This is a genomic window from Rhodococcus jostii RHA1 (genome assembly GCF_000014565.1).
GTDB classification, from domain to species: Bacteria; Actinomycetota; Actinomycetes; order Mycobacteriales; family Mycobacteriaceae; genus Rhodococcus_F; species Rhodococcus_F jostii_A.
In genome coordinates this window covers 285,098-297,575 of sequence record NC_008269.1, presented here as the reverse complement: position 1 = coordinate 297,575, position 12,478 = coordinate 285,098, and the positions used below count along the sequence as shown (strand labels likewise).

Here is a 12,478-nt window from a genome sequence, read left to right as displayed (position 1 = left end):
CGGTGTCGACTCCTTCATGTCCGGATCAGGCGATCTGGAACGGTGCGATGTCGGGTGCGCGCAGGGCAAGACCGTGCCCCGGAGCGTGCGGGTCCGGTCGCAGGGCACCGCCGGCGGGATTGAACGCGCCGTCGAAGAACCGCTGTTCGATCCGGACGTGGTCGTGAAACCACTCCAGGTGCCGCAGATTCGGGATCGCGGCGGCGGCATGGGCGTGCGCATGGGGTGCGCAGTGCCCGGAGATCTCCAGGTTGTGGGCGGCGGCGACGGCGGCCACCCGCAGCCAGTCGGTGATGCCGCCGCAGCGGGTGATGTCGGCCTGCAGGCAGTCCACCGCCCCGGCGGCGCACATCCGCTCGAAATAGGGCAGGTCGTAGCCGTATTCGCCGGCGGCCACATCCGGGCGCACGACCTGCCGGATCTCGCGAAGTCCGTCGAGGTCGTCGGAGGAGACCGGTTCTTCGAACCAGACCACATTCGCGTCGGCGGCGTTGGCGGCCACCCGGATCGCCTGTTTGCGCCCGTAGGCGCCGTTGGCGTCCACATACAGTTCGGTGTCGTCACCGATGACGCGGCGGGCCTGCCGGATCCGGTCGAGGTCCCGGTCGGTGCGGGTGCCCCAGCCTTCGCCGATCTTGATCTTCACCCGCGGAATCGACTGCTCCTGCACCCATTCGGACAGTTGCGTCTCGAGTTGGTGACGGTGATAGGTGGTGAATCCGCCGGACCCGTATATCGGCACCGTGTCGCGGGCGGCGCCGAGCAACCGGTGCAGCGGCACCGCGAGTAGCCGGGCTTTGAGGTCCCACAGGGCGATGTCGACCGCGGAGAGGGCGCACCCGGCGATCCCGGGGCGGCCGGCGTTGCGGATTGCCGCGGCCATGGTTTCGTGCAGGCCGGGCACTGCCGTCGGGTCGCCGCCGGTGATCAGGTCGGCGAGGATCCCGGTGACCACGGCCGCGGCCGCGGGGGGTGCGTAGGTCCAGCCCGTCCCGACCTGCCCGCCCGCGGACACCTGCGCCAGCACCATCGTGGTGGAGTCCCAGGTCAGGGTGCCGTCGGCCTCCGGCGCGTCGGTGGGGATGGTGTAGGCGGTCGCGGTCAGGTCGGTGATCGGGGTGTCGATCATGACGGATCTCGGCTCACGTGTTCTTGTGGGGGAGGAATTCCTGCGCCTTGGTCTTGATCCCGGTCTTGATGAACCCCCAGGAGTCCTCGTCGCCGCCCAGGACCGCGGCGGTGGCGGACTTGAACTGCTCCCACGTCGCATGCGGGGGGATCGGGGGCATGTTCGGGTCGGTGTGCACGTCCAGGACGGTGGGCCGGTCCGCCGACAACGCTGTCTCCCAGACCCCGGCGAGTTGATCGGGGCCGGTGACGGTGTCGCCGTGCAATCCCAGGGACGCGGCGAACCCGGCGTAGTCGACGTCCGGAAGGGTTTGCGACTCGGCGAATTTGGGGGACCCGGACATCGCCCGCATCTCCCAGGTGACCTGGTTGAGGTCGTTGTTGTGCAGGATCGCGATGATCAGCCGAGGGTCGTCCCACTGCCGCCAGTAATGCTTGACGGTGATCAGTTCGGCGAGCCCGTTCATCTGCATGGCGCCGTCGCCGGCGAAGACGATCACCGGGCGGCCGGGATGGGCGAATTTGGCGCCGATCCCGTACGGGACACCGGGTCCCATGGTTGCCAGCGTCCCGGACAGGGAGCCGCGCATGTTCCCGCGGAACCGCAACTGGCGGGCGTACCAGTTCGCCGACGACCCGGAGTCGGCGGTGACGATCGCATCGTCGGGCAGCCGGGGGGACAGTTCGCCGAACAGCCGCAGAGGGTTGACCGGATCGCCGTCCACCTGGGCTTGCATGTCCATCGTTTCCCACCAGCGGGCCACATTCGCCTCGATCTCCTCCCGCCAGGACCGATCGTCCTTACGGATCAGATGGGGGATCAGGGCGCGCAGCGCGGTTGTCGCGTCGGCGACCAGGTTGACCTCGTTGGGGTAGCGGATCCCGATCATCCGGCCGTCGATGTCGATCTGCACGCCGCGGGCCTGCCCGTACTCGGGCAGGAACTGGCTGTAGGGGAAGGACGACCCGATGGTGAGTAGGGTGTCGCAGCCGGTCATCAGCTCGTAGGACGGGCGGGTACCCAGCAGACCGATGGACCCGGTGACCCAGGTCAGTTCGTCGGAGAGCACGTCCTTGCCCAGCAGTGCCTTCGCGGCCCCGGCGCCGAGCAGGTCGGCGACCTGGGCGATCTCCTCGTGCGCGCCGCGGGCACCCTGCCCGACCAACATCGCGACCTTGCTGCCGGCGTTGAGGATCTCCGCCGCCCGCATGATCGCCTGATCGTCGGGGGTGGTGGTGGGCCAGTCGATACCGATGCTGGAGGGCACCATCTTGAACTCGTGGGTGGGCGGGGAGTAGTCGAGTTCCTGCACGTCCGCCGGGATGATCAGGGCGGTGGGGGCGCGTTGGGTCAGGGCCACCCGGATGGCCCGGTCGAGGACGTTGGGCAGTTGCTGCGGGACGGTGACCATCTGCACGTAGTCGCTGGCGACGTCCTTGTAGAGGCTGAGTAGGTCGATCTCCTGCTGATAGGAGCCGCCCATGGCGGTGCGGTTGGTCTGCCCGACGATCGCGACCACCGGGACGTGGTCGAGTTTGGCGTCGTAGAGGCCGTTGAGCAGGTGCACCGCGCCCGGCCCGGAGGTGGCCATGCACACCCCGACCCGGCCGGTGAACTTCGCGTAGCCGACGGCTTCGAATGCGCACATCTCCTCGTGCCGGGCCTGGACGAACTGCGGCCGGTTGTCCGCGCGGGCCCAGGCGGCGAGGATGGCGTTGATGCCGTCCCCGGCGTAGGCGAACACGTGCTCGATCCCCCACGCGCGCAGGCGTTCGAGTAGGTAGTCGGCGACGTTCTGGCTGGCCATCGGTGGTCCTCCTCGCGGCAGGTGCGACGTCTTCGGCCCGGCGGGGGTCGGCCGGCTGGGGCGTCTGACCGACACGGGATCGACGTCCCGCGACGTGACGCGGTCCGCGCCGGCTCGCAGGGTGTGGCCTTCTCGAGCGGCGGACGTCCTCCTCCATCTGTACGCGCAAAGGTTGCGATAGCGCAAGGGCTGAGGCAAAGTTTCGCCGATCTCGACGGCGGCCCCGCGGCGGTCGCACATTCTGAGATTTTCCTGATCAATCCGAGTTCACGGTTTGAGCGTCCGGTCATCGGGAACTCGATTCGACGACAGTTGTTTGCGAGCGCGCAAAGATTGCGATGTGAAGGGTGGTTCGATGGTGACCACGGCCGGTGCGCTGTTTCCCCCACACGTGCTGCGGGAGTATTCGTTGATCGCCGACGGTGAGCGCGGCGCGTTGATCGGCCCGCGCGGGGACATCGCGTGGTTGTGCGTGCCGACCTGGCACGACGACGCGGTGTTCTCGGTGTTGCTCGGTGGTCCCGGCGTCTACGCCCTCGCGCCGACCGACCGGCGGTTCACCTGGGGTGGGTACTACGAGCACGGCACGCTGATCTGGCGCAGCCGCTGGGTTACGACCACCGGCATCGTCGAATGCCGTGAGGCGCTCGCCTTTCCCGGCGACCGGCACACCGCGGTCCTGCTGCGCCGGGTCCTGGCCGTCGACGGCGACGCGCAGGTCACGGTGCGACTCGACGTGGCCGCCGACTTCGGTGCACATCCGATGCAGCAGATCGGCCACCGGGACGGGATCCGGACACTGCGCGCCGGGCCCCTGCAGGTGCGCTGGTCCGGGGCGCCGGCGGCGCATCACCGCAGCGGACGGCTCGAGGCGGTTCTCGACATCCCCGCCGGCCATCATCACGATCTGGTCCTCGAGATCGGCGACAACGCCCTGCCCGGTACCGTGCCGGACCCAGGCCGGTTGTGGGAGCGCACCGAACACGCCTGGCACCAGGAGGTTCCGCGGATCGACGGATCGCTGGCCGACCGCGACACCCGGCACGCCTACGCGGTACTGCGCGGGCTGACCAGCAGCACCGGGGGCATGGTCGCCGCCGCCACCACCGCCCTGCCCGAACGCGCCGAGCAGGGCCGCAACTACGACTACCGGTACTGCTGGATCCGGGACCAGTGCTACGCCGGACACGCCGTCGCCGCAGCCGGTCCGCTGCCGCTCCTCGACGACGCCGTCGGCTTCGTCAGCGACCGCCTGCTCGCCGACGGCCCCGACCTCAAACCCGCCTACACCGTCGGCGGGGGCCGCGTTCCGGACGAGACCACCCTCGATCTGCCCGGCTATCCGGGCGGTGACGCCCGCACCGGAAACTGGGTCAACGACCAGTTCCAACTCGACAATTTCGGTGAGGCGCTGCTGCTGCTCGCCGCCGCCGACCGCCACGACCGGCTCGACCGCGAGCACTGGAAGTCCGCCGAAATCGCGGTGGCGGCGATCGAGCACCGCTGGCGACGCCGCGACGCCGGCATCTGGGAACTCCGTAACGAGCATTGGGCGCACTCGCGGCTGATCTGCGCGGCCGGGCTGCGGGCGATCGCCGCCGCCGCCCCGGCCCCGCAGTCGGCGTCCTGGTCTCATCTCGCCGACCGGATTGTCACCGACACCGCCCGAGATTGCGTGCACCACACCGGCCGGTGGCAACGCACCCCCCGTGACGAGCGGGTCGATGCGGCGCTGCTGCTGCCGGCGCTCCGCGGGGCCCTGCCGGCCTCGGATCCGCGCACCACCCGGACCCTGGCCGCCGTGCGTAGCGAACTCGGCCGCGACGGCTACGTGTACCGGTTCCGCCAGGACGAGCGGCCCCTCGCCGACGCCGAAGGCGCGTTCCTGCTCTGCGGGTTCCTCCTGGCCCTGGCCGAACACCAGCAAGGCCGCGACATCGACGCGGTGCGCTGGTTCGAACGCAACCGGGCCGCCTGCGGCTCCCCGGCCCTGTTCACCGAGGAATTCGACGTCATCGAACACCAACTGCGGGGCAACCTGCCGCAGGCGTTCGTCCACGCACTGCTGCTCGAATCCGCGCACCGCCTCGCCCGCCCGTGGCCGGCGGACCCCTGAAAATCCCTTGCCGCCAGGAACTGCCACGCCCGAAAGGAACGCCCACCATGAGCACACCGGCACCCGGACGCGTCGTCGTGATCACCGGCGCCTCCGGCGGCATCGGCCGCGCCGTCGCCCGCGCGTTCGCCGGCCGCCACGACCAGATCGCCCTCCTCGCCCGCGGAAAGAAGGGCCTCGAAGGAGCCGTTCGGGAGGTGGAGGACGCCGGGGCAATCGCGCTGGCGGTGCCCACCGACGTCGCCGACCCCGACCAGGTCGAGGCCGCCGCCGACCTCGTCGAGAACACCCTCGGACCGATCGACATCTGGGTCAACGTCGCCTTCACCTCCGTCTTCGCCCCGTTCACCGACATCTCCGCGGCCGAATACCGCCGGGTTACCGAGGTCAGCTACCTCGGCTACGTCTACGCCACGATGGCCGCGCTGCGCCGCATGCGGCCCCGGAATGCGGGCACGATCGTGCAGGTCGGCTCCGCACTCGCCTACCGCGGCATCCCGCTGCAGAGCGCCTACTGCGGCGCCAAGCACGCCATCCAGGGATTTCACGAGGCACTGCGCTGCGAGTTGCTGCACGAGGGCTCGAACATCCGGGTGACGATGGTGCAGATGCCCGCGGTCAACACCCCCCAGTTCTCCTGGGTGCTCAGCCGGCTGCCCCACCACGCGCAGCCGGTGCCGCCGATCTTCCAACCCGAGGTCGCCGCCCGCGCCGTCCTCTACGCCGCCGAGCACCCCGCCCGCCGCGAATACTGGGTCGGCGCCAGCACCGCCGCCACCCTCGCCGCCAACGCCATCGCCCCGGGTCTGCTCGACCGGTACCTCGCGGCCACCGGGATCTCCTCCCAGCAAACCGACCAGCCCCGCGACCCGCAGCAACCGACGAATCTGTGGCACCCCGCCGACGACCCCGACGGCCACGACTTCGGCGCCCACGGCATCTTCGACGCCCAAGCCCACACCCGCAGCGGGCAACTGTGGGCCTCCCAGCACCACGGGATCCTCGGCGCCGCCGCCGGCCTGCTCGCCGCCGGCGCCGCCACCGTCCTTACGGCCCGGCGGCGACGATGACCGCCCGCACCCTCGTGGTAATTCGAGTCGGTTACGGGCTGCTGCAACTGAGCGCCCCGAACCTGGTGCCCGCCCGCCTACTGAGACGGCCGCTGCGCCGCCGCGACCAGCTGGTGCTGCGGCTACTCGGCGCCCGGCATCTGCTGCAGGCCGCGGTCACCACCGCGCTGCCCACACCATCGGCGCTGCGGTGCGGCGCGAGTGTCGACGCCGTGCACGCGGCCAGCATGATGGTCGCCGCGTGCGATCGGCGCCGCCGCCGGACCGCGATCGCAGAAATGGTGTGCGCCAACGGTTTCACCATCGCCGGTGTGCGGACCGCACACGCCTGCGCCGACAGCACGCTCAGTGGGCGGGCGGCCACAACAACGTGAGCACATCACCGTCGATCGGCTCGCCCGCGGCGGCGGCGAAGCGGCGCAACGCGGACGCCAACGCATCCCGATCCTCCGGTGTCATCCGCTCCAGGACCCCCGAAATCGCCTCCCGGCGATGGGTGCTGACCCGATCCACCAGCTCCTGCCCGGCGGCGGTGAGCGTCAGATTCAGATTCCGCCGATCCTCCGGGGCATCGCGCCGATCCAGCAACCCGGACTTGATCAGCCGGTCCACCGCCCTCGAGGCGTTGGAGGGATTGACTCCCAGCGCCTCGGCGACCGCCCCCAGATTCAGCGGCCCCCGGGTGTCGACCATCACCAGAATCCGCAGGTGCGGCACCGTGACGAGATCCTCGACCTCGGCGACCGAGGCCGCCGCGATCCCCACCAGCGCCCGCGACGCCCACAACACCGCCTCCACCTGCTCGGTGAACCGTTGCCCCGACTCCGCCTGCTGTCCCCGCACCGCGCTCATACCCAAATCCTGCACCCGACCATTGCGCAACCGCAACCATTGCGCGTTGGATGGTAGGTGGGCTCTCCCCGCAACTACCTCGCCTGCCGGCAGGCGCAACCATCCGGGACCACCTGCCTCTCGCGGCGGGACGGCCTTCAAGGAAGTGAACTGCCGATGAGACGGCTGCATGGTCGCAACGCCGGGCCGTGGGGGAGCGGGCACGCCGGTTGGTCAGGGGTGTCCTGCACTCCGTGCCCATCAGCTCGAACCTGGGATGCTCCGCCTTCGTTGTTCCTCGGCGGGGAAGGGTGTCGATGTTCCGGTTCCTGATCGTCGGATTCACCGTCCTCGGGCTCGGTGTCGTCACCGCCGCGGCCGCGCTCGGGTCCTGGGCATGGTGGGCGGTTGCTTCGCTGCTGGCGGTGTTGCTGATCGTCGGCCTCTACGACCTGCTGCAGCGTCGGCATTCGGTGCTGCGTAACTATCCGATCCTCGGGCATCTGCGGTATCTACTGGAAAGCCTGCGCCCGGAACTGCAGCAGTACTTCATCGAACGCAACTTCGACGGCCGCCCCTTCGACCGGGACGTGCGCACCGTCATCTACGAACGCGCCAAAGGGATCCACGGTGAACTGTCGTTCGGCACCGAACGCGACATCGAAGAGGTCGGCTACGAATATCTGGTGCACTCGGTGATGCCGGCCGCCGAACCCGAGCATCCGCCGCGGGTGCTCGTCGGCGGCGCGGACTGCTCCCGGCCGTATTCGATGTCCCTGCTGAACATTTCCTCGATGAGTTTCGGTGCGCTGTCCGCGAACGCGCTGCGCGCGTTGAATAGCGCCGCCGCCCGGGGCGGGTTCGCCCACGATACCGGCGAGGGCGGCCTGACCCCGTACCACCTGTCCGGCGGCGGTGACATCATCTGGGAGATCGGGTCCGGATACTTCGGCACCCGCACCCCAGGTGGGCAGTTCGATCCGCACCGGTTCGCCGACAAGGCCGCACACGAACAGGTCAAGGCGATCTCGCTGAAGCTGAGCCAGGGCGCGAAACCCGGCGTCGGGGGTGTGCTGCCGGCAGCGAAGGTGAGCGCCGAGATCGCCGAATACCGGGGCGTGCCGGTCGGGGAGAAATGCGTCAGCCCCGCGGCGCATTCCGCGTTCCACACCCCACGGGAGATGATCGAATTCGTTGCCCGGATGCGCGATATTTCCGGCGGCAAACCGGTTGGACTGAAGCTGTGTGTGGGCTCGCGGGTGGAGCTCCTCGCGATCTGCAAGGCGATCCTGGAGATGGGCACGGGACCGGACTTCATCGTCGTCGACGGCGCCGAGGGCGGCAGCGCCGCCGCACCCCTCGAATACGAAGACCATGTGGGTCTGCCGCTGACCGATGGGTTGATGACCGTCCACAACGCCCTCGTCGGCACCGGACTGCGGGAGCAGATCCGGCTCGGGGCCAGCGGCAAGGTCGCGGTCGGCAACGACATCGTCAAGCGGCTGATCCAGGGCGCGGACTACACCAACGCCGCCCGGGCGATGATGATGGCCATCGGCTGCATCCAGGCGCAACGCTGTCACACCAACACCTGCCCGGTCGGTGTCGCGACCCAGGACCCGAAGCGCACCCGGGCCCTCGACGTGGCGGACAAGAGCCTTCGCGCGTACCGCTACCACGAGGCCACCGTCCGCCAGGCCGTGCAGATCATGGCCTCGATGGGCGTCACCGACCCGTCCGGGCTCGGCCCGCACCTGCTGCGAAAGAAGATCACCCCGACCCGGGTGAGTTCCTACGCCGAAATCTACGAATGGTTGACGCCCGGTGAACTTCTCCATCACACACCGCGCGCCTGGGCCGCCGACTGGGCCGAAGCCAGCGCGGACACCTTCCACCCCGGCGCCGAGCCGGGACACCGACCCTAAAGCGCACCAAACCCCGGAAACGAGTGATACTCAGACGCGTGGACGTTGGCGGGCAGCGCAAGACCCTCGCCCGGGAAAGCGGCCGGCGTCACGGGTCAGGACGCCACCCGAAATGTACGAACCCTCGCAGTGCGGGTCTTCTGCCGCGCAATCTGTCACAGTCCCTTTTCACCGTCACATCCCAGCCGGACGGCTACGGAAGGTTCCGTGCCCCACCGCGCGGTTGGGGTACCCCCACATCGCGCGGGCGCGACGCTTCGACACGTGGCAGCGGGAGGAGCCACGTCGATCGCCTCCGGGCACCCGCGGGGCCCCTCCGGTCCCGGATCGTGACCGGAGGCTGCACCGTTGCGGGTACGAGTCGCTCTCAGCTACCTCGTCACCGGACATCTCAACCTTTGCCCACAACCGGCTCCCATAACTCGTGAGATCGTCCTGTCACCGGTTCCAGGGGCTGATGGATACATGGGATACGAGGTGTGCCTGCGCAAACGGGTCGTGCCCGAACAGGCGGGCCACGGTGTCGGCATCGGCGGCGTCGACGATGAACTGGAAGCCGCTGTGGTCGGCGACGGGACTCGACGACAGCACCACCTTGCGGCGAACCAATTCCGCGAGCCATGCATGATGATCGGTGCGGTGATCGTCACGACCGGACGAGGATTCGGGACTGTAGGTGTACTCGACGACGAACGTAGGCATACTGTTCTCGATTTCTTCCCGGGGCGACCTCTCGGGATGGTGCGCAGTCGCGAACGACCACCACTGCCACTTGTCAGCCCACTCCCATGGTTGCGTGCGCGCTTCCGGCACGGCGGTCGGTGGCGCAGGCACATTGCCTAGACGCGAGGTCACCGTCTGACGAATTCACCTCGTGCCCTCGGCAACCGCACCTACAGTGCGGCGTCGGGACGACGTCCTCGACCCCGACACCCGACGCCGTCGCGATGCCCGACCAGCACGCGACGTCACACCACCGCCTCACCTGCCCCGTTGCCGGTCTGCAGCTGCCGGCGCACACACGCCTCATACCCAATCCTGCACCCAACCATTGCGCAATCGCAACCATTGCGCGTTGTATGGAAGACAAGTGGCGCCGACACCTGGCGCCGAACCGAGGAAGGAACGACCAGACCGGTTCCGGTACAGTTGACGCCAACACGGCCAGCCTTCCACTCATTCGAGGGGGAGGCTGGTTTTCTTTATCCTCATGAGCCAGCCCGCCTACGGCAAACCGTTCAAGACCATTCCCCAGCACGGCAGCTGCTGGAATCGCGGGGCATGACGATCGTCGACGGGACTGTCAGAACATCGGTGGATCCAGTTCTGGCGCATGAATCTAGATCACGGTTGGGGTGATTCGGCCTTCGAATGTGATAGCAAACGCATTGAGGGCCGGCTTCCACCTCGTCACCCATCGTGCTCTTCCCTTACCCGTCGGGTCCAGCGACCGGGTGGCGAGGTAGAGGCACTTGAGCGCGGCCTGCTCGCTGGGGAAGTGGCCCCTCGCCCGCACCGCCCGCCGGTAGCGCGCGTTGAGGGACTCGATCGCGTTCGTTGAGCAAATGACCCGGCGGATCTCGGGGTCGTAGTCGAGGAAGGGCACGAACTCGCTCCAGGCGCTTTCCCACAGCCGGACAATCGCCGGATACCTCGGCCCCCATTTGTCGGCGAACTCGGTGAACTGCTCCTTGGCCGCGGCCTCGTTGACAGCGGTGTATATCGGCCGCAGGTCCCGTGACATTTCGTCCCAGTACTGACGCGATGCGTAACGAAAGGTGTTACGCAAGAGGTGAATCAGGCAGGTCTGCACCACCGTGAGTGGCCACACGGTAGTGATCGCGTCGGGCAGTCCCTTGAGTCCGTCGCAGACGGCGATGCACACGTCTGCGACCCCGCGGTTGCGGATTTCCGTCAGGACGGCGAGCCAGAACTTGGCCAAAGCGCACACGTTCGCGCGAACGTGTGCGAGGTGGCGCCTGAACTGTCACGGGTTCGGCAGCCGGGCGAAGTCGACGTGGTCGGAGAGGTAGGCGATGACGGCCTCGCTGGTCATGCCGTAAGCGGCGGCGACGAGTTTCGCGTCGACCGTGCCGATGAGGTCGACCAGCCGGGTGGAGCGCAGGATTCTGGGTTGGATACCGACCTCGCGCAGGGTCTGCTTGACGTAGGAGTCGGAGGCGGCCGCGCGGGTGGCCTTGGTCTGCATAGTGATCAGCACATGGGCGTTGTTGCTGCCCAAGTTCTTACGGTGCTGCAGGCAGCGTTGCAGCGCGGTCCAGGTCCACGGGTCCAACGGAGTAGGCTGCGGTCGACGCCCCAGCCTGATGCGGTGCTGTTCATGGTCGATATCGTCGTCGGTGAGGTGTTGCAGTTCCTGGGTGGTAGCGCCGTGCAGTAGGGCGGCCAGCCCGACGAACGCCTCGTGCGGGTGCACCTCGGGGTCGGTGCTCCATCGCCGGAACAACTCGCGCTGCCGGTCGACGGGAAGCGTCGGTCCCCTGAATGCCATGGTCTGCGGCGCTTGCACCCCTGCGGTGGGGTCGATGAGCAGCAACCGTCGGCGCAGCGCGTAGCGGCAGAATTGGCGCAGTCCGGTCAGGTAGGAGGCCCGTCGGCCGGGATGTGCGTGCAGGAACGCTTCGATGTCGCCGACATCGGCGGTCGCCCAGTCGGTCTTGCAGCGGCGCGCGGTCAGGAATTGCGCGAAGTCACGCACCGCGGTGAGGCGAGCCTCGAGCGTGGTGTGCCCGCGCGGGCGGGTGCCGGCGCGGCGGGCGCGATCGCGGCCGGCGACAAGGTGTTCGGCGAACCCGGTCACCGCCGGTCGCAAGGGGGCGGGCACGGCGTCGATGCGGGACTGGCGGCGGGCGGCGGCGCGGCGTTCGTCGCGGTCGGGCGGCAGTGCCAGCTTGCTCGCGGTGAGGAAGTCTTCCAGGGCCCGCGCGAGCGGCACGTCGTCGGCGACAGCTCCCAGCAGTGCCTGCGGATGCGTCGGGTGCTCGTCGGTCAGGTGCTTGCCGAGTCGGGTGAGCATGGCGCACGCGCGGCTGGGGTGATGGCGGCCGACCAGGTAGGCGGCGAAGGTGCCCAGCCAGTTTGGCGGATCAGCCAGTGCCTCGGCGAGATTGGCGGCGCGGACGGTGATCCTGTGCGGCGAGCGTTCCCAACAGGATCGACACCGCCCGGCACCGGTCAGTCGGGTGACCCGGCCGCAGTCGACGCAGGCCGTGTCCGGATTCGGTGGCCGGCCCGGATGCGAACACGAACCGCACAGGCCGGTGGCCGGTCGCAGTATCCGGCGTTTGCTGCAGCGCGGGCAGTCGGCTCGATCGGCGTCTCGCCGTTGCCGTCGGAGACATTCCTTGCACAGGTCTCGGTCGACGAACAACACCGGGGCCTGGCACTGTCGGCAGGTGCGCGAGCAGCGCACGCAGCGGCCGGTGTCCGGCTGCAGGACCCGGTCGACGCCGCAGCGCGGGCAGGGGTGGGTGACCGGGGCGTGGGAGGCCGCCCAGTGGCAGCGTGCACACAGGTCACGGTCGGGTTTGCCGACCGCGCGGCCGCAGCGGCGGCAGTCCCGGATCCGGCGGGTCATGC

At 69.0% G+C, this 12,478-nt stretch carries 10 protein-coding genes; 4 read left to right on the top strand and 6 right to left on the bottom strand.

Annotated features, from left to right (window positions below; translation table 11 throughout):
- Positions 1 to 25 precede the first annotated feature (25 nt).
- Positions 26 to 1,129 carry an enolase C-terminal domain-like protein gene (locus RHA1_RS37065; RefSeq protein WP_007296730.1) on the bottom strand — a complete coding sequence of 368 codons (1,104 nt, stop codon included), beginning with the start codon at positions 1,127 to 1,129 and terminating at the stop codon, positions 26 to 28.
- Between the two features lie 13 nt (positions 1,130 to 1,142).
- Positions 1,143 to 2,936 (bottom strand): thiamine pyrophosphate-requiring protein, encoded by a 1,794-nt coding sequence (locus RHA1_RS37060; RefSeq protein ID WP_007296731.1) that lies wholly within the window; start codon positions 2,934 to 2,936, stop codon positions 1,143 to 1,145.
- A gap of 355 nt (positions 2,937 to 3,291) precedes the next feature.
- Here RHA1_RS37060 and RHA1_RS37055 point away from each other — a divergent pair, with 355 nt between their 5' ends.
- Genes RHA1_RS37055 through RHA1_RS37045 form a run of 3 tightly spaced genes read left to right on the top strand, consistent with a single transcriptional unit; the run spans position 3,292 to position 6,496 of the window.
- Complete coding sequence (locus RHA1_RS37055; protein ID WP_011599193.1) at positions 3,292 to 5,052, top strand: glycoside hydrolase family 15 protein; 1,761 nt, start codon at positions 3,292 to 3,294, stop codon at positions 5,050 to 5,052.
- Between the two features lie 47 nt (positions 5,053 to 5,099).
- The gene (locus RHA1_RS37050) at positions 5,100 to 6,122 is read left to right on the top strand and encodes an SDR family oxidoreductase (RefSeq protein ID WP_007296733.1); all 1,023 of its coding nucleotides are present in this window, start codon (positions 5,100 to 5,102) and stop codon (positions 6,120 to 6,122) included.
- Positions 6,119 to 6,496 (top strand): hypothetical protein, encoded by a 378-nt coding sequence (locus tag RHA1_RS37045; protein WP_007296734.1) that lies wholly within the window; start codon positions 6,119 to 6,121, stop codon positions 6,494 to 6,496. The genes RHA1_RS37050 and RHA1_RS37045 overlap by 4 nt, the downstream gene beginning before the upstream one ends.
- Here the strand turns inward: RHA1_RS37045 and RHA1_RS37040 are convergent.
- The gene (locus RHA1_RS37040) at positions 6,468 to 6,974 is read right to left on the bottom strand and encodes a MarR family winged helix-turn-helix transcriptional regulator (protein WP_007296735.1); all 507 of its coding nucleotides are present in this window, start codon (positions 6,972 to 6,974) and stop codon (positions 6,468 to 6,470) included. The two genes, RHA1_RS37045 and RHA1_RS37040, sit on opposite strands and share 29 nt — an antisense overlap.
- Before the next feature lie 296 nt (positions 6,975 to 7,270).
- Between RHA1_RS37040 and RHA1_RS37035 the strand changes: the two genes are divergently transcribed.
- The gene (locus RHA1_RS37035) at positions 7,271 to 8,878 is read left to right on the top strand and encodes an FMN-binding glutamate synthase family protein (protein ID WP_007296736.1); all 1,608 of its coding nucleotides are present in this window, start codon (positions 7,271 to 7,273) and stop codon (positions 8,876 to 8,878) included.
- A 438-nt stretch (positions 8,879 to 9,316) separates the two neighbouring features.
- On the opposite strand, the gene RHA1_RS37030 is transcribed toward RHA1_RS37035, so the two are convergent.
- From RHA1_RS37030 to RHA1_RS37020, 3 genes are all read right to left on the bottom strand, one after another.
- On the bottom strand, positions 9,317 to 9,580 hold the full coding sequence (locus RHA1_RS37030; protein WP_007296737.1) for a YciI family protein: 264 nt from the start codon (positions 9,578 to 9,580) through the stop codon (positions 9,317 to 9,319).
- Positions 9,581 to 10,217: 637 nt separating this feature from the next.
- A complete protein-coding gene (locus RHA1_RS37025) occupies positions 10,218 to 10,829 on the bottom strand; it encodes an IS256 family transposase (protein WP_011599191.1) in 612 nt (203 codons plus the stop codon).
- Positions 10,830 to 10,865: 36 nt separating this feature from the next.
- Complete coding sequence (locus RHA1_RS37020; protein ID WP_007296739.1) at positions 10,866 to 12,476, bottom strand: site-specific integrase; 1,611 nt, start codon at positions 12,474 to 12,476, stop codon at positions 10,866 to 10,868.
- Positions 12,477 to 12,478 lie beyond the last annotated feature (2 nt).

Excerpts from the sequence above, each read along its gene's own strand:
- RHA1_RS37065 (WP_007296730.1), bottom strand. The coding sequence starts at position 1,129 with ATGATCGACACCCCGATCACCGACCTGACCGCGACCGCCTACACCATC.
- RHA1_RS37060 (WP_007296731.1), bottom strand. The coding sequence starts at position 2,936 with ATGGCCAGCCAGAACGTCGCCGACTACCTACTCGAACGCCTGCGCGCG.
- RHA1_RS37055 (WP_011599193.1), top strand. The coding sequence starts at position 3,292 with ATGGTGACCACGGCCGGTGCGCTGTTTCCCCCACACGTGCTGCGGGAG.
- RHA1_RS37050 (WP_007296733.1), top strand. The coding sequence starts at position 5,100 with ATGAGCACACCGGCACCCGGACGCGTCGTCGTGATCACCGGCGCCTCC.
- RHA1_RS37045 (WP_007296734.1), top strand. The coding sequence starts at position 6,119 with ATGACCGCCCGCACCCTCGTGGTAATTCGAGTCGGTTACGGGCTGCTG.
- RHA1_RS37040 (WP_007296735.1), bottom strand. The coding sequence starts at position 6,974 with ATGAGCGCGGTGCGGGGACAGCAGGCGGAGTCGGGGCAACGGTTCACC.
- RHA1_RS37035 (WP_007296736.1), top strand. The coding sequence starts at position 7,271 with ATGTTCCGGTTCCTGATCGTCGGATTCACCGTCCTCGGGCTCGGTGTC.
- RHA1_RS37030 (WP_007296737.1), bottom strand. The coding sequence starts at position 9,580 with ATGCCTACGTTCGTCGTCGAGTACACCTACAGTCCCGAATCCTCGTCC.
- RHA1_RS37020 (WP_007296739.1), bottom strand. The coding sequence starts at position 12,476 with ATGACCCGCCGGATCCGGGACTGCCGCCGCTGCGGCCGCGCGGTCGGC.